Below are 19,124 nucleotides of genomic sequence, written 5' to 3'. Positions count from 1 at the left end.
ATTAACCCTCGTCACTAAATAGCGCTTCAATAAACTCTTCTGAGGCAAATGGACGTAAATCGTCGATGCCTTCACCAATACCAATGTAGCGGATTGGAATATTAAATTGATCGGCAATCGCAAAAATGACACCACCTTTTGCCGTTCCATCCAGCTTCGATAGCGTAATACCTGAAACAGGTGCAACATCACTGAAGAGTTTGGCTTGGCTAATCGCATTTTGCCCCGTGCCTGCATCGACAGTAAGCATTATTTCGTGTGGTGCTTCTGGGTCCACTTTCTTCATTACGCGTACAATTTTGCGTAACTCTTCCATTAAGTGACCTTTGTTTTGCAGACGACCCGCAGTGTCGGCAATCACAACATCGACATTTTTAGCTTTTGCAGATTCGATCGCATCAAAAATAACAGAAGCACTGTCGGCACCCGTGTGCTGAGCAACAACTGGGACGTTATTACGCTCACCCCAAACTTGTAGCTGCTCAACCGCAGCGGCACGGAAAGTATCACCCGCCGCCAGCATCACTGATTTCCCATCACGCTGAAATTGCTTCGCAAGCTTACCAATGGTGGTCGTTTTACCCACACCATTTACACCCACCATCAAAATAACAAAGGGTTTTTTAGTGGTATCGATCACCAATGGCTGCTCGACAGTTGCCAGCATTTCGCTTAATTCTTCGCGAAGTTGGCCATAAAGCGCATCTCCGTCTTTCAGATCTTTACGACTAGCACGCTCGGTTAAGTTTTTAATGATCTTGTTAGTCGTATCCATACCGACATCGGCGATCAGTAATTGCTCTTCCAGCTCTTCATAAAGCTCATCATCAATTTTTTTACCGCTGAATAAATCAAAGAAGCCAGAACCGAAATTCATTTTTGTCTTTTTTAAGCCACGCATTAAGCGCGCAAAAAAACCTTCACTCTTTGGTTTTTCTTGTTCGTGTACTTCCGCAGCTGTCGCGGCAGCTTCTGCCTCTTCAACAGCTTGGGCTTCTGCCTGTGCTTCTGCTTCTTCAGCCGCTTTCGCAACTGCCTGTGCTTCTGCTTCTTCAGCCGCTTTCGCTACGGCCTGCGCTTCTGCTTCTTCAGCTGCTTTCGCTACTGCCTGCGCTTCTGCTTCTTCAGCCGCTTTCACAGCTGCCTGTGCTTCTGCTTGTTCAGTTGCTTTCGCTACCGCTTGAGCATCTGCCGCCGCTTGGGTATCCGTTTCTTGTTGCGCAGTTTCATCTACAGCGGGTTGTTCAACATTTGATTCTGCTTTTTCTTCAGAGCCAAACCCTAGCCACGAAAATAAACCGCGTTTCTTTTTTTCTGCCATTGGCAAATCCTACAGCTTGATTGGTACAATTATCACAATGTCAGCCTGTTGAGTTAAAACCTAACTCATGGCCATTTCGTTCATTCACCCCTTATGTATTGCTGTTGCATACATGCTGCCTATAAAGAAAACAGCAGATAAGCAGTAAGAGATAAGCAAACGAAATAGTCATGGTGTTAACGTGGCTAATTTGCCACCGAAAAACAGGTGTATACTATCATTTTCTTAACGGTCGACGAAATTTATGACGAGACACAAGCAACAATCAGGGCGAAATCAACAAAATAACCGCCAAACAGGATTCGTCAGAATCATCAGCGGCCGCTGGCGTGGGCGAAAACTCCCTGTTCATGATGTTGAAGGGCTGCGTCCAACGACTGATCGTGTCAAAGAAACTGTCTTTAATTGGTTAGCACAAGACTTGTACCAGGCAAAATGTTTAGACCTTTTTGCGGGTAGTGGCGGATTAGGGTTTGAGGCTCTCTCTCGTGGTGCTGACAGCCTGACGTTATTAGAACTCGATAGCAAAGCTGCTAATCAAATCAAACAAAACTTGGCGACAATTGGCGCTGAAAATGCCACATTGCACAATACGGATGCCCTTAAGTTTCTGGCTCAAGCAGGCACACCGCACGATGTGGTTTTCATTGACCCTCCATTTCGTAAGGATTTGATCGCGAGTGTGATTGAGCTACTTGAGAATAACGGTTGGCTCACACCACAAGCCATGATTTATATCGAAACAGAAAAGGAACTAGGCGATTTGCCCACACCTGCACATTGGCATCTCCACCGAGAGAAAATCGCTGGGCAAGTGAGCTATCGCTTATTTGAAAGAGAGGAATAATGAAAACATTACTATTACTGGCCAAAGTGGCTATTGGCTTTGTATGGCTCGTGCTAGCAATTAATATTTTCCACCCGTTTCCAGGGCTAACGGCCATTGTGCTTTACATTATGACTGGCTTCTTGTTTATGATGCATGGCGTTCAAGCACTGATGTTCATTGGTGCATTTGGCGATAAAGTGGCTATGACCAAGTGGGAAAAGTGGTCGATTTTGTTTTTCGGCATTTTCGCTCTGCTCGATATTCGCCGTAAATACATGATGTAGAATAATTCGCGGAAAACACCAGATACAAAAAAGGCGGCTGATTAGCCGCCTTTTCTATATTTATCGCTATTTAGCCGTAATTTCAGGTTACTTCGCTACAGCTAGCTGCTGTTATGCCCCAATATGTAGGTATGAACGAATACCATCCAAGAACATTTGGGTCGCCATCATAATCAACAATAGCCCCATTAAACGTTCGATGGCTTTCAAGCCTCGTTCACCCAGTATGCGGTTAAATACTTCGTAAAACATCAAGATAATAAATGTCGCGCCCCATGCCAATAGCACTGAAAGCGCCCAATCCCAGGTACGGGTTGGATCTTGATTCGACAGTAGTAGCAATGATGCCAATACTGATGGCCCCGCAATCATGGGAATTGCCATAGGCACGAGGAAAGGTTCTTCACCTGCCGCAAGCCCAGTCACACCACCCGGTTGAGGGAAGATCATCCTGATCGCAATGAGGAACAGAATAATACCGCCTGAGATACTAACGGTTTCCGTTGATACATGCAGGAAAGCCAGCATCTGTTTACCGCCAAATAAAAACAGCAGTAAAATAATCAACGCAAAACACAATTCCCGCACCATAATGAGACGTCGACGTTTCGGCTCAATATGCCGCAGGATCGACAACATTACTGGCAGATTACCCAGCGGATCCATGATTAAAAATAACATGACCGCCGCAGATATAATTTCCACAGGCAGACCTCAAGTTGAGAGTAGTTGTAAGTATGTATAAGTAGATATAGGCGTTGTCAGCCGGACGGCTGAAGTAAGCGCGGGAGGAGTATAACAAACGAACAATTAGGAGGCGATTAAAACCACCCCCTCAAAACGAATTTATTCTATTAAATTTTAGTGACTACACATACGGTCACGGTTTGCTGTAATCTTGTCGCCATCTTGAATAACTTTGCGGCGATCAAGCAAGAATGCCAGTAGTGCATCAAACGTTAAACCTTGCTGGCTGCAAGTATAGAAGCGAACATCATCACCAAATTGTGTTACGACAGCTTGGCGTAGCGATGCTAATGTGAAATCTGCGCCATCTTCAAGCAGCATATTAAGGACATTGTGGGCGTGAACAGATTCAGTCATGATGAATTCTCATTGGTGATGATAAACAATAGCGGTATTACAGCATATCTTCACATTGGGTTGTTGACCCAAAACAAATAAATGTATTTTATATGCACCTTATAATGCTGCGTTCAACTACTCTGACTCCGACGGGTCACAGCCGCACTGCCAACACACTTCAAACTGAGCTTCATTTATCTCGTTGCAATGTCGGCACTGCCAATCTTCACCCAACTGCTGTTGTTCATAATGCTGTAAAATAACCGTGGCTTGAGCAACGTCGGATGCGTCCACCCACAAACCGACTTCCACTACGTTTGCTGGCAGTTCGCCTGCAGCAGAAGATAAATTTTCCCCAGTGAGTTTTACGCCAATATTGTCGCTTTCCAATAACCCTTTTAAGCAATGCGCTTCCAAGCTATTGGCAGCGCGATACACTACAACCCAATGTACTGACATCCCATCTCCCTATCTTCGCTAATACCAATCAGACCGCCGTAAGGCCTCCGCACTTTCAAGGGGAGGATGGAATAATGATAGTTCGCGAAGAGCCCAATTATCACATCATGCTCATCAGACTATGCTGATGCCATCATCAATGCCGATAGGACAATCAAAGACTGCGCGAGATAATAGGTTGTCATTACGATTGCAGTGGCGCTGTGGTAAGGCCCTCGGAAACGATCAATGGCCAATACAGAATCTGACACCATGAAGATCAAGGCACCACCAAAAGCAAAAGCGCCCATTAGGCTTTGGGTAGTTAACCAAAACTCCCCAGCGGCCCATGCCATTTGCGTTATCATGCCAATATACAAGGCGACGGGAATAACAAGGCGACCCAATGTTGGTAGCAGTAACAAAAACACAATCACCCCGCTACCAAAAAGCATGGCAGGAAGCCACCACACCATGCTGCTTGTCAGCTGACTCCAGAAGGCGACGGAATAAATAATATGGGCAACCAGAAAACTACCCAGCCCTTGGACAAACCGATCTCTTGGCAACATCAGGAAGATATCACCCACCATCGAGCACAACAAACCCACAAAGATAGCCTGTTGATAAAAATGTGAGAGGCCATGCTGCCATAAGGTGACCATTAACAATCCTGTCGTTAATGGCTTAAAAAAATAAAACTGCCACTTTGGCCCTTTATAGGCCGCGTTAATGTGCAGCAACGCTGAAAACGAAATGGCTAACCAAACCCACATAACATCACCATTTTTGATTAATGCAGCACAGTGTAAAAATCCAATCATTATTGTCTAGTCACTCACCTCGATAACTAGACACCGCTTATAAAACCTAACTTTCCCTATTGCGATATATCACACTCAGATAGATTAGCCTCTTTAACCCCAAATAACTTATGCAATGATCTTTACTCCTTATACTGCAAGCCTCATTAAAATAAAAACTCCCACGCAAACGGTTTCCCGCTTAAAAACAGAAAAAATCGAACAAAACAAAAAACCATATGCTTAAAAATCGGTAAAAACACATAAAAACAACTTCATAAAGTTTTAAAATCACCAATCAAATCACTGTAAAAACAACAGCTTAACAATATAAATTTCATTGGGAACGGTTCAACTCAACCGTAACTAACGACACTACCCGATGATGAAAAATATAGAAATTTCAGAAGCGATAAAATGGCTTTAGTTGGTTGATTAATAGATAAATATTCTATTTGCAGAAAGCATTCCCTTACAAACCGCTAGCTTTACATCGCGACAGCGCCATTAGGAAAGCCAAACCTTGAATTACTCAAAAAAACATAAGCCACAATAAACAACACTCATACTGACGATAAATAACGCAACATAACCATAATTAAACACCATAAAATCAACAGCTTAACGACGAAAACTAAAGTGTGATCGCAATCACTCACTTTTTAACCACATCAAAAAACACAGTTTAATAGTAATAAAACCCTTAAATATTGACTTTAAAATTGTGTTTTTTACAACAAAATGACATTCAAGGTTGCCTAAAGCATGAAAACAATGCTATTGTTATTAACAACATATCTTTAGCAGCTAATTAAGGAGCCTCAATATGTTCACTTCTTCCCAAAAACAAGGGCTTATGATGATCGCAGTTGTTGCGGGCCTCATGACGCTGCCAATGCTTTACTAAGCAAATAAAAATTTCAAAAAAAAGGGCACCCAATGGGTGCCCTTTTTTCATTCTGAATATATCTGAATTAAGCGTTCACTTCTGCCTAATGCCTGAACCTTCTATCACTATGGCGTTAAATTAATATTGTGCCAATTCGCCGAATAAAACCACAATGCTAGCGCAGTAAAGCCCAGTACGATTAACAATGTTAATCCCCAAATAAAACGACCACTTCGAGGTGTGAGTTCCTTTTCACACTGACGACAAGCGGCAATAAAACCTTTCTTATCATCAAGCTTGTAACCCTCTTCATGAACGGTTTTATTTCTTACAGAGGCAATAAAACGCAATTTGGGAATCACTTCATGTGGTAGTCGCTCTTCACAGCTGGTGATCAACTGATGTAAGCCTTTGCCTTCCGCATGATAATGCTCACGCAGTAAGTGCTCGATACGCCGTGTCTTTGTCACGACCATTTCGATATTGGCCATAGGCTATCTCCCTTTTATCAATACAACCCTCATCAACAACGCCGACTTTCACATAATGATGATGTGTTGTATGCCTTCTTTTACATTACTGCCTCACCTACGCAATGCAATCTTTGTTTAACGTTAAGCAAAAAAAGTCCGCTAATGCTCACAATGCGCTATGCATCCTCAGTGAAAAACCTGATTAGATCACGCTTTGTGGGATCCGTCGTAGCCTTTCCCCCTAAAATGGCGATCAATACAGGCAGACATTGTTCAAGGAGCTCTCTCATGCCATTTTGGATTCAGCTAGCCTTGCTGGCTGCACTGGCTATCGCTATCAGTTATTTTCTCTATTCTTACCGTCGCCATAGCCTTGGGCTTGAGGCCCCAGAAAAAAAAGTCGAGGTTTGCGTGCTCGATAAACAAAGCAATCCCATTATTGGGGCGCAGCCTGGGGATGACAATGAGGAGTATTGGATCTATGTCGAGCCCACCGAAGGCGGGCCTAGACGAGAGTTTATGGTGGGTATTCATTATTTTCAGGCGCTCAATCCTGGGGATCAAGGCATCATGACCTACCGCGGCAGGCAGTTTTTGCACTTTGCTTTACAGCGCGACTAAATAAGACCAATACCACGCTAACCGGCCTACTTTGCCTCGCCACACATCACGGCACGAGCCATGCTGTTAGCTTGTGCTTCGCCAGTAAGTAACTACTGGCTAATGCTAACCCGCCACAAACCACCGTCCAGAATGGGATCATCAGCAATGGTGATCCCCAATAAAGGTCAAAGGCACGTACGGGCCACAAGAACAACGGATGCAGTAAGTACACTCCAAGACTATAGCGGCTTATAAAGCCAATACTCTGCTGTGCTTTTCCTTTCAGCCCTTCACCATAACGTTGGCAAAGGGTAAACACCATTGCGGCTATCAACGCTGTATTCACCGTTTTGTACGATAGCCACCGCCCAACGGTATATTCATCGGCAGCAAAGCTCGCACTTATCACGTTATACGCTGTTGCCACCAGCATAACGATACCCAGTCCAATCAACCAACGTCGCGCAGGCCATTGGTAGTGAAACAAACAATACCCCAGCAATAAATACCCGCTATACAACACCAACTGCTGGCTCCAAGGACCATCAATTTTAAATAGAAATAATGTTGTTATGCCGAGCCATAAGGCAGTGAAAGCTATAACCGCCGTCCGATCGGCACATTGCACAGCCCAGCGGAAAAAGGGAATTACAAAATACAGAGGGATAAAGTAATAGAAGAAGCCAAGGTGGTAATAGGTCTCGTGGAACGGCAGCTCAAGCAAAGTGTACCATGCCAGTCCGCCATCAAATCCGCTCAGTGACACACCTGATAACCAAGCATAAAACACCGACCACACAAGAAATGGCACCAACACTTTGCCGAGTCGCCTTTTCAAGTAGTAATCCAATACGAACTCGCGCTTATCTGTCAGCATCAGTGCGCCTGTGATCATAATAAAGACAGGAACAGCCCACCGACTTGCACTATTAAAGCCTATCGCGATTGCCCAATCAGTATTCGCGATACTCCCTAACTGCTCTCGGTAAGGTCCCAGCACGTGGATCACCACCACCGCAATCGCCGCCACACAGCGCAATAAATCGAAGAAATAAATTTTTTGACGCAATGTGCACCCCACCAACCAGAACTACATCTTATCTTTTGTAGCATAGCCAACAGGAATCATTAACCACAACATCATTCATTTTAAGCGAATTGACAGCATTTTGACCGAACTCGGCAATTTTCATCGGTTCTCTATCTAAAATAATGTAAAAAACATGTGACAGAATAGATCTTTTTTACTGCCGTTCGGCAATCCAAATGATGTTAAAGCCACCTCGCTACCGCGAAAGCATTCTCATTAACGATCAATCAATCACTTAGCAAAGCATTAAAATGCAACACAACACACAACACCAGAGCGCATTTGCGCTCTGCTTTTGCTCAAAAAAACAACCAAAACATCTATATTATTAACAAAATGCAGACATTTACGTGACACTGGAAACATTTTGAAATAGTTTCCTCTTGTTCACAGCGTTAACAATAGCGTAACCTTTCGCACATAAAGATGTTCCCATTGATGGGATTAAAACGAAAAGGAAGAGAATCTACATGCACTCATCTGCTTCACAACAGGCCCCTAAAGCGCCTAAAAAGAACCTTTTTACCCGCTTTCTCGACACCGTTGAGTGGCTAGGTAACTTACTACCTCACCCAATCACCCTTTTTGCTATGTTTTGTGTCGCTATTTTAGTGGCATCTGGGATTGCAGGTTATTTCGAAGTTTCCGTTGTCGACCCTCGCCCTGAAGGCGCTGCTGGTCGTGCTGCTGACGGTATGATCCACGTGGTTAGCTTGTTTAATGCCGAAGGCTTACAGCTTATCGTGGCAAACCTAGTGAAAAACTTCACCGGTTTCGCACCACTCGGTACCGTACTGGTTGCCATGTTAGGTGTGGCAATTGCAGAACACTCAGGTCTCCTATCTTCTGCAATGCGTGGCCTTGTCATGGGCGCATCTCGCCGTATGGTGACTTTGGTTGTTGTATTCGCCGGTATCATTTCTAACACTGCATCTGAGCTAGGTTATGTGGTACTAATCCCACTGGCTGCAATGTTATTCCACTCTCTGGGTCGTCACCCGCTTGCTGGTTTAGCCGCTGCTTTTGCTGGTGTGTCCGGTGGTTACAGTGCCAACCTTCTGCTGGGTACGGTTGATCCACTGCTGTCAGGTATTACAGAAACTGCAGCACAAATGATCGACCCGAACTACACTGTCGGCCCTGAAGTTAACTGGTACTTCATGTTTGCTTCTACATTCGCGATTACCATCATGGGTGCGTTTGTTACCGAGAAAATCGTCGAACCTAAGCTTGGTAAATACAACCCTGACGATGCCGCTGAAGACTTGTCTGGCGACAAGATGGGTAAGCTGACCAACCTAGAGAAAAAAGGCCTGCGTTTAGCTGGTGTGGCTGCTCTGGTTGTTGCTGGCTTGCTAGCGCTAACAATTGTGCCTGCTGATGGCATTTTACGTCACCCAACCACAGGTCTAGTGGCGGGTTCACCGTTCCTGAAAGGCATTGTTGCCTTTATCTTTGTGTTCTTCGCAGTCCCTGGCTTTGTTTACGGTAAAGTGGTTGGGACCATGAAGAGTGATCGCGATGTCATTGATGCGATGTCTAAATCGATGTCATCGATGGGCATGTACATCGTATTGGTGTTCTTTGCTGCGCAGTTTGTGGCGTTCTTTAAATGGACTAACTTTGGTCAGGTATTCGCAGTAGGTGGAGCAGACTTCCTGCAATCTATTGGTCTGACTGGTCCTGCGCTATTCTTCGCTTTCATTCTAATGTGTGGCTTCATCAACCTTATGATCGGTTCTGCATCGGCACAGTGGGCAGTTACTGCACCTATCTTCATTCCTATGTTGATGCTGGTTGGCTACGCACCAGAAACGATTCAAGCGGCTTACCGTATTGGTGATTCAGTTACTAACATCATCACCCCAATGATGAGCTACTTCGGGATGATTCTGGCTGTCGCATCGCGTTACCAGAAAAACCTCGGCTTAGGTACGCTGATTTCAACCATGCTGCCTTACTCGATTGTGTTCGTCATTGGTTGGAGCATCATGTTCTACGTGTGGGTATTTGTGCTTGGTATTCCAGTTGGCCCTGGCGCGGCAACTTATTACAACGTCGGTGGCTAATTAGTCGCTGTTAGCTGAAGGACTTCCCCCTTCTTCAGCAACCGATAAAGAGTAAATACCAACGCCGAGCCTTGCTCGGCGTTGTCTTATCTAGAGGCCATTAGCGATAAAATCAGCGCAATGACACCGCCATTAACCCCATACAGACCAACGCGGCTCCAATGACTCGTGGACGGTGGGACGGTTCTTTTAACAACCAAATCCCCAGAGCAACTCCAACAGGAATACTCAACTGGCGCAAAGCAACGATATAACTAACGTTGTCCGTCAGGGTCATTGCAAATAAGACCAGCCCGTAGGTCCCCCCCATCATCACTCCTGTCACTAAAGCGATCTTTCGGTCTTGCCATACTTTGGCTAATTCTTTGCGCCCCGAACGCGGCACAGAGAATAAACTTAGCCAACACCCAGTCGCTAAAAACTGGGCACCCAAATAAAACATCGCCATCAACCATGACGGTAAGCCTGTCGCCGCCAATATATTGAGTGCAGATTTATCGATCACCGAATAGCCAGCCGTACCGATCGCGGCTACCAGTGCCCACAAACAACCCAGTTGAGTATAAGCACGCCAATGCCACTGCTTAAACGTCACTAACGGCACCAACAAGCAACCAAGAGTAACGACAACCATGCCGATCCACACGGACACAGGCAGCGATTGCCCAAACAGCGCCGTTATCACCGCCACCATCAAAACAGGCAATGCGCGAGCAATCGGGTATACCACCCCCACATCTGCTTGTTGATAAGCCAATGCCAATGCGGCCATATACACCATCTGGCAAAAGCCACTGACCAGCAGCAACCACCAAAAAGTCATGGGCAATGAAATAGGCAAATTTAATACATACACCAGAACGGGTGATAGCAAGATACCGGCCCCCAAACTGGCCAATCCAAAAAATGTCGGCGTAGGCGTACGTGATTTACCCAACAGATTCCAACTGGCATGGATAACGGCGGAGATCACCACCAAGACAACAGCGAAGATAGACACAGCATTCCTTTTTATTACCACCTCATCGCACTACCCGCTTGTGATCACACGGTGGCGCAACAAAAATGGTCTAGTCCAAAAGAAGCAGTGTAAATAAAAGTGAGAGGAGATAGGCAATATCGAGCAGGGTTTCACAAAAGGTTCATCGTCGCGCACAGACCGACATAGGATCATACGCACCTATTGAATGCGAAGCATATCCTCAGACCAACGGGATGCTTGCTGATAACTGCGGGTAACAACATTTTCAGCAATGCCGAGTTGCTCGCAATACTCACTGACAAGATGCCAGTTAGCCTGATCGTACGCTTCCAATAACGCCAATGTATGACCTAATCGCCCTTGATGATGCAATAACGCGGCTTCCACATCTTCTTGTAACGGTAACACCTTCACCAGCTGATCAAGTGACGTATCCAACAAGGCATCCAACAACGAAAACATCCCCACCAAAAACGCTTGATGCGATTGTTCTTGAGTTCCACTGCCCGTCGCTAACGATTCACACATCCGCGCGCGTTGTAGCGACATCAAATACAACTCTCTCGGTTTATCTAACGCGGCATGGGCAGTTGCTACTACCCCGATAAAGAGGCGGATTTTATCTTCCCCTAAATAGACCAAGGCTTGACGGAATGAGCTGATCGGCTCAACAGTTCGGTTAGACGCGGCATTGACATAACGCAGTAATAAATACGACAAAGATACATCGCTGGTAATGATCTGTTCGATGCGTTTGAAATTAACAGGATCGCGGCAAATTTCTTGCAACAACAAAACAGTGTTTAGTTTCTCTGGCTCAACTTGCCGATTTTTAAGTAATTCAGGCTTGCAGAAATAATACCCTTGGAAAAAATGAAACCCCGCGGCTAATGCGGTCTCGTATTCATCTTTGGTTTCCACTTTCTCTGCTAAAAATTTCAGCTTACGAGATCGATATTGATTGACGAAATCACACGATTTTTCGATACCAAGCTTGATCAAATCTAGTTTGATAATTCGTACATACGGTAAAAAACGGCGCCATGCTGGGGACATTTCAAAATCATCCAACGCAATAATATAGCCACGTTGGTACAATAATTTTATCGCAGTAAAAAGCGCATCGTTGGGTTCGCACGTTTCTAAGACTTCAACCACGATACTACGCTTAGGCAATAGAAGGGGTAACAATTGAAGTAGGCTGTCTTGCGGGAAATTGATAAAAGTACGTTGTCCTGAAATGGCAGCGTTATCGCCAACCGCCATATAGTTTTCCACTAACAGGCGGCTAGTCGCTTTGTTGGCTTCAATATCAGGGAATGCATTATTCTCGCCATCACGAAACAGTAATTCATAGCCAACCGTGCGCTGTTGCCGATTGAATATCGGCTGACGCGCAACATAAGAATACATGGCTTGGTCATTACGTGATTTCATGAAACACCAGCATTAAACAACAAAGAACGGTCAGTGTTATGCTCGTGCTGATGCCAATAATGCACCGCATCCAATAAACATTGACCCGAAGACACGATTAAGCGCCCCCATAATACGCTCTGAACGAATGTAGCCCGATAAACGCGAAGCTAAGGTGACATATCCCAGCATGACACACATATCAACCATCACTGTCGTCACACCCAATATCAATAATTGTGGCAGTTGTGGTGCAGACGGCTGAATAAATTGCGGGAATAACGCCACCAAAAAAACAATACTCTTTGGGTTGGTTAAATTCACCAAAATCGCCTGACGGAACAAACGGCTACTTGAGACTGACGCTTGCTGAGGGTTGAGATCGAAGGTTGCACGTTCACGCCACTTTTGGATCCCCAAAATAATCAGGTACAGCGCACCAACCCACTTAATCACAGTAAACGCAGTTGCCGACTGAGCCACCAAAGCCCCCAGCCCAACCCCTACCAAGATAATGTGACACGTCAAGCCAACTTGTAACCCGATAATTGATGACAACGATTTACGGAAACCATAGACCATTCCATTACTAATGGAATTTACCGTACCAGAACCTGGAGCAAAACTAAAAACAATCGCCGTCGCCAAATAGGCTAACCAAATATCAACACTCACAACATACTCCTGCTTTTACGCGAGCTCAATAAACAATAAAGCTATCAATATTGGCGCTAGTTAACAGCAGAATAGGCTTTAAAGCAACTTGCTGCCTTCTATTCGCTACTCTTCAGTTTAGGTTATACTGACATACAACAATTTATGGGCTGAACCACTCATATTTATTGAATTATTTTGGTCTCCTTCCACCCTCAATTTGAGAGCTAGCATGACAGCGCAACCTCCACACTTTTATGATTTCTCACTCGAACCTCACTTTACAGAGACCATGCAAGGTCCCGCAGCGGCATTGTGGCAACAACGAGAAGAAGGCGAATTCAAAGGGGTTGATGATCTGACTATCGGTTGGGTCAGCTTAACGGGTTTTAACAGTGATAAAGCCATCGTAGTGATCAATGGCCGCATCGAAAGTTATTGGAAATACCAAGAACTTTTTTATGACTTAACCCAGCAAGGTTACGATGTTTTTGCGATCGACCATCGTGGTCAAGGGGTTTCCGATCGCCTCGTTGACGATACCGAATTAGGCCACGTGGAAGAGTTTGATCATTATGTCGACGATTTTAATACTTTCATTAATACCGTTGTCGCCCCACGCGGCTACCAGCAACACTTCATGCTGGCACACTCGATGGGTGGCACTGTCGGTACGCTTTTTGTCGAACAACACCCAGATTTCTTCGATAGCGTCGTGTTAAGTGCACCGATGCACGGCATTCATTTAACCCAATGGATGAAGCCGATCGCATCACCATTAGCACGTGTTATCGAGCAGCTGCAAAGCCAACCTGACTATGCGCCGGGGCAAGTCCCTTATTATCCAAAACCGTTTTTGGATAATAAACTGAGCCAAAGTGAAGTTCGCTATCAATGGTTTCGTGACTTATACGAACATAAACCAGAGCTGAAAATTGGGGGTCCAAGTGCTCGCTGGGTATGGCAAGGGATGGCAGCGGCCAAAAAATGTGTGCAGCACGCCTATCAAATAACAGCGCCAGTGCTACTAATCCAAGGCAGTGACGACACCGTCGTCGATAACTCGGCCCACGATGTTTTCCACCACGCGGTAAACCAAGCTGGCGGTGATTGCGAGATCAAAGTTATTCATGGTGCTCGTCACGAATTATTGTTCGAACAAGATAAGTACCGCACCCCAATATTAGCTGCCACTTTGACACATTTTAAAAAAGCGGAAAGCGAATCGAAATAAATTAGCCTCTTTTCCTTCCGCAAAAGTGGTTTAGAATCGATCCTGTCCTCGTCAGCGATTGTGCCGCCGAGATAGCTCAGAGTGGGAATGTTCATGTACAAGATTGTAGCGTCAGATTTGGATGGCACCTTATTAACACCGGATCATAAACTCGCGCCTTACACCAAAGAAGTGTTAAACCGCCTTCACCAAGCTGGCCGTCATTTCATTTTCGCCACTGGCCGTCATCACATTGATGTGGCGGGTATGCGTGAAGAGTTAGGCATTCCAGCGTACATGATCACCTCTAATGGCGCACGTGTGCACAACTGCAAAGGCGAAGCGATCTTCAAGCAAGATGTAACAGCAGAAGTCGTTTTAGGCGTAATAGCGATGGCAAAAACGGACCCTGAGCTAAAAATTCATATTTATCAAAACGATCAGTGGCTACTCAACACTGAAGATGAAAAGCTACGTGATTTCCACGAGACCTTCACCTACCAGCTATTTGATGTCGAAAATCCACCAGTCGATGGCATTGCTAAAGTCTTTTTTACCCGAGATGACCAAGACCACGAAAAGTTGGTGGAGTGGGAAGAAAAATTTAACGCCGCATTTGGCGATAAAGCGAATATCGCATTTTCAACACCATGGTGCTTAGAAGTCATGGATGCCAACGTATCCAAAGGCCATGCCCTTGAAGCGGTAGCCAAAGAAAAAGGCTTAACACTCGCCGACTGTATTGCCTTTGGTGATGGCATGAACGATGCTGAAATGCTATCAATGGCAGGCAAAGGCTTAGTCATGGGCACGGCACACGAGAAAGTCAAACGCGCACTACCAAACAATGAAGTGATCGGCTCATGTGAAGATGAAGCCGTGGCTCATTACCTCGTCAAAAACGTGCTGTAATCTTCAGCCCGCTGACTGATAACGACTTTGCCGCCTATGCGCCAAAGTCGTTTTTGTTTTAGCGACCGCTTAATACTGCCCGGTCATCTGTAATATCGTGGTCCACTCTTGCTCTGTCACAGGCATGATGCTCAAACGATTTCCTCGCTGTACCAATGGCATCGCCACCAGCGCTTCTGTCGCCTTCATCCGTTTTAACGACACTAAACGTAAATGCCGTTGGTATTCAATATCAACCATGATCCAACGCGGGTTGTCGGGTGTCGATTTTGGGTCATGGTAAGGGCTTTGCGGATCAAATTGAAAATGGTCTGGGTATGCCTCTTTTACGACAGTCGCAATACCCACCACGCCCACGTCTTTACAAGACGAGTGGTAAATAAAGACTTCATCACCTAATTTGATCGCATCGCGCATCATATTACGGGCTTGATAATTGCGTACGCCTTCCCAACATGAAACTTTTTGCTGCTTTAAAGTGTCTATCGAGAACGCATCTGGTTCTGTTTTAAATAACCATTTCGCCATGAAAGGCCTCTTGGTGCAGGGTCTTTGTTATCTGAAGTTATAGCAGGTAAGCTCATAACGCACAGGAGCATGATGCTCACCATACTATATTCCACCACTCTCGATGAAGAGGTAAATGATGAAGCTTTGGACTCCGCTGGCGCTGCCACTCGCAACTCTCGCGTTATTAGCAGGCTGTGCCAGCCAACCCGACCAAACGGGTAACACCAGCCAAACAACACCGGCTACCGATGCCATAACAGGTGTCCTCGCCAATACCGAGACTGGCTCGGGATCCAAAGTTCAAGCTTTTATGATGCGCGGCATGGTGACATGGGGCCATGAAAGCTACACCTTCCAGCCTTGCAACAGCACTAAGCAATATTGGATTGTGTTTCCACCTAGCGACCACAACGAAATTCGAAAAATTGCGCCGTACAATTATGAGCCAATGTATGCCGAGGTCATCGGGATGCTCGAACCTGCCCCAGAAGATGGTTTTGCCGCAGATTACGACGGCCGCCTAAGGGTAAAACAAACTAACCTTCTATCCGCAGAAATGCGTGGCGGTTGCCAAATGAGCGCCCATACCACCAGCGCATTTGGCATGGAGCCAAGCTGGAACGTTAAGATTCAAAAAGATGCGGTTGTTTTCTCGCAAATAGGTGCGAATAATCAGCAACAAGCGATCACGCAACGCCAAGCCACGTCGGGCAAGCAAGTTTACCAAGGCAAAGATTTCCGCTTAGTACTTACCAAAGGCCATTGCAACGACACCATGAGTGATTCGCTCTACGGGTGGCAATCAAGCCTCACTTGGCAAGGTAAAAAATTCAAAGGCTGTGCCACCTTGGGGGCTACCGATGTAACCGCTAATTGGGTCGGCCAATACAAAACGACGGCCGATGCCACCAACACTCCAGGGCTAACAACCACACTCACTCTGTTGCCCGATCACTCAGCTATAACTCGCTATGAATACGACAGCAATGAGCCCGCACTGGAAGAAGAGGGTTTATGGCAGCAAGTCAGCGAAGACAGTGTCAAAGTAATGATGACCTCACACCAAGGCCGTCGGCTACTGAGTGAGCGTATTTACACCCTTGAAGACACCGAAAAAGGTCAACGACTCATCGCTCATGATGAAATCATTAACGGCAACGAATACAGTTTAGGCGACGGGGGGTTACAGCTGAAACGTCAGCCATAATCCGACAACGTTCTCCCCACAGAACACTTTGCTGTCGTTGCTCATATTGCAGCGACAGCATGATTACCGCACAATCCCCTATCTGATTAAACCCATACTATTGAGAATTCGCGCATGTCTTGCCCACGCTGTGGCTTCACGCATAACTGTATTTGTTCACATGAACCCAAGTTAACCAGCTCTGCTCATTTTGTGTTGCTGACCCACCCAAATGAATGCCGCAAAGCCACCAATACAGGCGAACTCATGATCCGAACCTTGCCGCATTGCGAGCGCGTTATTTGGGATCGGGTTAATTCACCAACAGCGCTAATTGATAAGCTAGCCGATCCTCTCTATCAACCTTGGTTACTATTTCCTGCTGATGATGAGCATCCCGCGACCCCATTTACGGGCGCACCAGAGTCACTGCCATCATGCTCTACGGCGGCAATCTCAACCGTAATACCGCTATTTGTGTTGTTAGATGCTACTTGGCAGGAAGCGCGAAAAATGGTGAGAAAAAGCCCGTGGCTCGCGACGTTACCCCGCCTAAGTTTAACGCCGACAGCACTCTCTCAATATCAGCTGCGCCGTAACCAGCAAGCCGGTAATTTATGTACCTGCGAAACAGGGGTTGCGCTACTGTCATTATTAAATCAGCCTCAGCAAGCCAACCAACTTCAACACTATTTCACCGCTTTTTCTGCGGTATTCCATGCTGATCGCAGCGGTCATCGCCGACATTAAGCCTTCGTCAAAATTATGATCTTATTAACTTGCACCTTAGCTATTATTGCCTATACTCTAAAAACCGACTAATTAGTCGGTTTTATTTTACTTAGGTAATTTTAAGGACGAGATCATGACTGTGGCACCCTCTACTGTTTCCGAGCGCGTAACTCCTGAGAAAATCGGTTCGAATCATCCCGCTTCCGATAATATCGTCACTGACCACTTCGATATCACTCAGCTTCAGTTCCAATTAGACCAACAACGCCAAGCATTTAATGCACAGCCCTATCCAGATCTCGCTGAACGTATCAGCCACTTAAAAGCCCTAAAAAAGGCAATACTGAACCATAAAAAAGCCTTATGCCAAGCACTCGACCAAGACTTTGGTCAGCGCAGTAACCATGACAGCCTGATCAGTGATGTTTTGCCCTGTATTCAGAATATTAACTACACCGTTAAACGCTTGAAGAAGTGGATGAAGCCGTCTCGCCGTCATGCAGGGCTACTACTCGCTCCAGCAAAAGTGGAAGTGATTTATCAGCCCTTGGGCGTTGTGGGCATTATCGTGCCGTGGAATTTCCCTGTGATGCTAAGCATGGGGCCACTGATCACCACTCTTGCTGCCGGCAACCGCGCGATGATCAAGCTGAGTGAGTTCACACCAAAAACCAATGTCGTGATCACTCAGCTGCTCGCCGACGCTTTCACTACAGAGCAAGTCAGTGTGGTCGAAGGCGAAGCCGATGTCGCAGCGGCCTTCAGCGGCCTAGCGTTCGACCATTTGATTTTCACTGGCTCAACCACTGTAGGTCGCCATGTCATGCGCGCTGCTGCCGACAACCTGACTCCAGTCACACTGGAATTAGGCGGAAAGTCGCCAGTGTTGGTCGCCCCCGATATGCCACTAGCCACTGCCGTTGAACGAATGATTTTTGGTAAAAGCCTCAATGGAGGCCAGATTTGTGTCGCCCCTGATTACGCACTAGTCCCAGAAGAGAAAGTGCGAGATTTTGTCGAAGAATATAAAAAGCAGTTCAATAAGATGTACCCGAAAGGGGTGGCAAACAAAGACTTCACTTCGGTGATCAATGCTCGCCAATACCAACGACTAAGCGATTACTTAACCGATGCTAAGCAGCAAGGTGCCGAAATAATTCCGTGCCATGATGACGCCCGTAACGACGAGCAGCACCGCATGGTGACGCATTTGGTACTCGAAACTAAAGATACAATGCAGTTGATGCAGGATGAGATCTTTGGCCCTATCTTACCTATCGTGCCATATCACTCAATCGATGATGCATTAACCTATATTCAGCAACGCCCTCGCCCGCTAGCCTTTTACTTGATGAGTTTTGACCCTGAGCTACAGCTTCGAGTAAAAACCACCACTCACGCCGGTGGTATGGCAATCAACGAATCTATCTTTCAAGTAGCAGCTGATGACGCACCATTCGGCGGTGTCGGCGCTTCTGGGATGGGGCACTATCATGGTCATGAAGGCTTTCTAACCTTTTCCAAAGCCAAAACCGTGCTCACTCGCGGGAAAATAAATACCGGTAAGCTGGTCACGCCACCGTATGGCGGTATTATTCAAAAAATCATGTTAGCCTTCTTTATTCGCTAACACC

20 protein-coding genes are annotated in these 19,124 nt (G+C 45.9%); 9 read left to right on the top strand and 11 right to left on the bottom strand.

The window, feature by feature from the left end; translation table 11 throughout:
* Nucleotide 1 precedes the first annotated feature (1 nt).
* Entirely contained in the window at nt 2–1,321 is a 1,320-nt protein-coding gene (gene ftsY, locus OCU87_RS00470) for a signal recognition particle-docking protein FtsY (RefSeq protein ID WP_261857645.1), read from the bottom strand.
* 244 nt (nt 1,322–1,565) lie between these two features.
* Here ftsY and rsmD point away from each other — a divergent pair, with 244 nt between their 5' ends.
* Together rsmD and OCU87_RS00460 are read left to right on the top strand one after the other, a co-directional pair.
* Nucleotides 1,566–2,168: a 16S rRNA (guanine(966)-N(2))-methyltransferase RsmD gene (rsmD, locus tag OCU87_RS00465; protein WP_094956678.1), complete on the top strand. Its 603-nt coding sequence runs from the start codon at nt 1,566–1,568 to the stop codon at nt 2,166–2,168.
* On the top strand, nt 2,168–2,434 hold the full coding sequence (locus OCU87_RS00460) for a DUF1145 domain-containing protein (RefSeq protein ID WP_062688235.1): 267 nt from the start codon (nt 2,168–2,170) through the stop codon (nt 2,432–2,434). The genes rsmD and OCU87_RS00460 overlap by 1 nt, the downstream gene beginning before the upstream one ends.
* Nucleotides 2,435–2,545: 111 nt before the next feature.
* Here OCU87_RS00460 and OCU87_RS00455 read toward each other — a convergent pair whose 3' ends face one another.
* The 5 genes from OCU87_RS00455 to OCU87_RS00435 all read right to left on the bottom strand — a co-directional run bounded on the left by OCU87_RS00455 (nt 2,546) and on the right by OCU87_RS00435 (nt 6,141).
* On the bottom strand, nt 2,546–3,139 hold the full coding sequence (locus tag OCU87_RS00455; protein WP_062688233.1) for a YhgN family NAAT transporter: 594 nt from the start codon (nt 3,137–3,139) through the stop codon (nt 2,546–2,548).
* Between the two features lie 156 nt (nt 3,140–3,295).
* Nucleotides 3,296–3,538: a YecH family metal-binding protein gene (locus OCU87_RS00450; protein ID WP_062688231.1), complete on the bottom strand. Its 243-nt coding sequence runs from the start codon at nt 3,536–3,538 to the stop codon at nt 3,296–3,298.
* 117 nt (nt 3,539–3,655) lie between these two features.
* On the bottom strand, nt 3,656–3,979 hold the full coding sequence (locus OCU87_RS00445; protein ID WP_062688230.1) for a putative signal transducing protein: 324 nt from the start codon (nt 3,977–3,979) through the stop codon (nt 3,656–3,658).
* Between the two features lie 119 nt (nt 3,980–4,098).
* Entirely contained in the window at nt 4,099–4,734 is a 636-nt protein-coding gene (locus OCU87_RS00440; RefSeq protein ID WP_261858332.1) for a lysoplasmalogenase, read from the bottom strand.
* Between the two features lie 1,041 nt (nt 4,735–5,775).
* Nucleotides 5,776–6,141, bottom strand: coding sequence for a hypothetical protein (locus OCU87_RS00435; RefSeq protein ID WP_062688228.1), 366 nt, complete (start codon nt 6,139–6,141; stop codon nt 5,776–5,778).
* A gap of 270 nt (nt 6,142–6,411) precedes the next feature.
* Between OCU87_RS00435 and OCU87_RS00430 the strand changes: the two genes are divergently transcribed.
* The gene (locus OCU87_RS00430; RefSeq protein ID WP_261857644.1) at nt 6,412–6,744 is read left to right on the top strand and encodes a DUF2500 domain-containing protein; all 333 of its coding nucleotides are present in this window, start codon (nt 6,412–6,414) and stop codon (nt 6,742–6,744) included.
* A gap of 46 nt (nt 6,745–6,790) precedes the next feature.
* On the opposite strand, the gene OCU87_RS00425 is transcribed toward OCU87_RS00430, so the two are convergent.
* Nucleotides 6,791–7,795 (bottom strand): acyltransferase, encoded by a 1,005-nt coding sequence (locus tag OCU87_RS00425; RefSeq protein WP_261857643.1) that lies wholly within the window; start codon nt 7,793–7,795, stop codon nt 6,791–6,793.
* Nucleotides 7,796–8,286: 491 nt separating this feature from the next.
* Between OCU87_RS00425 and OCU87_RS00420 the strand changes: the two genes are divergently transcribed.
* Nucleotides 8,287–9,885, top strand: a complete 1,599-nt coding sequence (locus OCU87_RS00420; protein WP_261857642.1) for an AbgT family transporter — start codon at nt 8,287–8,289, stop codon at nt 9,883–9,885.
* A 112-nt stretch (nt 9,886–9,997) separates the two neighbouring features.
* On the opposite strand, the gene OCU87_RS00415 is transcribed toward OCU87_RS00420, so the two are convergent.
* From OCU87_RS00415 to rhtB, 3 genes are all read right to left on the bottom strand, one after another.
* Entirely contained in the window at nt 9,998–10,885 is an 888-nt protein-coding gene (locus tag OCU87_RS00415; protein ID WP_261857641.1) for an EamA family transporter, read from the bottom strand.
* 180 nt (nt 10,886–11,065) lie between these two features.
* Complete coding sequence (locus tag OCU87_RS00410; protein WP_261858331.1) at nt 11,066–12,280, bottom strand: EAL and HDOD domain-containing protein; 1,215 nt, start codon at nt 12,278–12,280, stop codon at nt 11,066–11,068.
* Between the two features lie 60 nt (nt 12,281–12,340).
* On the bottom strand, nt 12,341–12,958 hold the full coding sequence (gene rhtB, locus OCU87_RS00405) for a homoserine/homoserine lactone efflux protein (protein ID WP_062688222.1): 618 nt from the start codon (nt 12,956–12,958) through the stop codon (nt 12,341–12,343).
* A 211-nt stretch (nt 12,959–13,169) separates the two neighbouring features.
* Here rhtB and OCU87_RS00400 point away from each other — a divergent pair, with 211 nt between their 5' ends.
* The gene (locus OCU87_RS00400; protein WP_062688220.1) at nt 13,170–14,171 is read left to right on the top strand and encodes an alpha/beta fold hydrolase; all 1,002 of its coding nucleotides are present in this window, start codon (nt 13,170–13,172) and stop codon (nt 14,169–14,171) included.
* Nucleotides 14,172–14,264: 93 nt separating this feature from the next.
* A complete protein-coding gene (locus OCU87_RS00395) occupies nt 14,265–15,062 on the top strand; it encodes a Cof-type HAD-IIB family hydrolase (RefSeq protein ID WP_062688218.1) in 798 nt (265 codons plus the stop codon).
* A gap of 69 nt (nt 15,063–15,131) precedes the next feature.
* On the opposite strand, the gene OCU87_RS00390 is transcribed toward OCU87_RS00395, so the two are convergent.
* Nucleotides 15,132–15,590: an EVE domain-containing protein gene (locus OCU87_RS00390; protein WP_062688216.1), complete on the bottom strand. Its 459-nt coding sequence runs from the start codon at nt 15,588–15,590 to the stop codon at nt 15,132–15,134.
* Nucleotides 15,591–15,705: 115 nt separating this feature from the next.
* Here OCU87_RS00390 and OCU87_RS00385 point away from each other — a divergent pair, with 115 nt between their 5' ends.
* From OCU87_RS00385 to OCU87_RS00375, 3 genes are all read left to right on the top strand, one after another.
* The gene (locus tag OCU87_RS00385) at nt 15,706–16,779 is read left to right on the top strand and encodes a COG3650 family protein (protein ID WP_261857640.1); all 1,074 of its coding nucleotides are present in this window, start codon (nt 15,706–15,708) and stop codon (nt 16,777–16,779) included.
* Nucleotides 16,780–16,893: 114 nt separating this feature from the next.
* Entirely contained in the window at nt 16,894–17,508 is a 615-nt protein-coding gene (locus tag OCU87_RS00380; protein ID WP_261857639.1) for a tRNA-uridine aminocarboxypropyltransferase, read from the top strand.
* Between the two features lie 115 nt (nt 17,509–17,623).
* Nucleotides 17,624–19,120, top strand: coding sequence for a coniferyl aldehyde dehydrogenase (locus OCU87_RS00375; protein WP_261857638.1), 1,497 nt, complete (start codon nt 17,624–17,626; stop codon nt 19,118–19,120).
* Nucleotides 19,121–19,124 lie beyond the last annotated feature (4 nt).

It is taken from the genome of Photobacterium sanguinicancri (assembly GCF_024346675.1).
GTDB lineage: Bacteria > Pseudomonadota > Gammaproteobacteria > Enterobacterales > Vibrionaceae > Photobacterium > Photobacterium sanguinicancri.
Note: the sequence above shows the minus strand (reverse complement) of the source record. Positions and strands in the feature narration are given on the sequence as shown.

Coding starts and splice junctions, on each gene's coding strand:
- ftsY (WP_261857645.1), bottom strand. CDS start 1,321: ATGGCAGAAAAAAAGAAACGCGGTTTATTTTCGTGGCTAGGGTTTGGC.
- rsmD (WP_094956678.1), top strand. CDS start 1,566: ATGACGAGACACAAGCAACAATCAGGGCGAAATCAACAAAATAACCGC.
- OCU87_RS00460 (WP_062688235.1), top strand. CDS start 2,168: ATGAAAACATTACTATTACTGGCCAAAGTGGCTATTGGCTTTGTATGG.
- OCU87_RS00450 (WP_062688231.1), bottom strand. CDS start 3,538: ATGACTGAATCTGTTCACGCCCACAATGTCCTTAATATGCTGCTTGAA.
- OCU87_RS00445 (WP_062688230.1), bottom strand. CDS start 3,979: ATGTCAGTACATTGGGTTGTAGTGTATCGCGCTGCCAATAGCTTGGAA.
- OCU87_RS00440 (WP_261858332.1), bottom strand. CDS start 4,734: ATGTGGGTTTGGTTAGCCATTTCGTTTTCAGCGTTGCTGCACATTAAC.
- OCU87_RS00435 (WP_062688228.1), bottom strand. CDS start 6,141: ATGGCCAATATCGAAATGGTCGTGACAAAGACACGGCGTATCGAGCAC.
- OCU87_RS00430 (WP_261857644.1), top strand. CDS start 6,412: ATGCCATTTTGGATTCAGCTAGCCTTGCTGGCTGCACTGGCTATCGCT.
- OCU87_RS00420 (WP_261857642.1), top strand. CDS start 8,287: ATGCACTCATCTGCTTCACAACAGGCCCCTAAAGCGCCTAAAAAGAAC.
- OCU87_RS00410 (WP_261858331.1), bottom strand. CDS start 12,280: ATGTATTCTTATGTTGCGCGTCAGCCGATATTCAATCGGCAACAGCGC.
- OCU87_RS00400 (WP_062688220.1), top strand. CDS start 13,170: ATGACAGCGCAACCTCCACACTTTTATGATTTCTCACTCGAACCTCAC.
- OCU87_RS00395 (WP_062688218.1), top strand. CDS start 14,265: ATGTACAAGATTGTAGCGTCAGATTTGGATGGCACCTTATTAACACCG.
- OCU87_RS00390 (WP_062688216.1), bottom strand. CDS start 15,590: ATGGCGAAATGGTTATTTAAAACAGAACCAGATGCGTTCTCGATAGAC.
- OCU87_RS00385 (WP_261857640.1), top strand. CDS start 15,706: ATGATGAAGCTTTGGACTCCGCTGGCGCTGCCACTCGCAACTCTCGCG.
- OCU87_RS00380 (WP_261857639.1), top strand. CDS start 16,894: ATGTCTTGCCCACGCTGTGGCTTCACGCATAACTGTATTTGTTCACAT.
- OCU87_RS00375 (WP_261857638.1), top strand. CDS start 17,624: ATGACTGTGGCACCCTCTACTGTTTCCGAGCGCGTAACTCCTGAGAAA.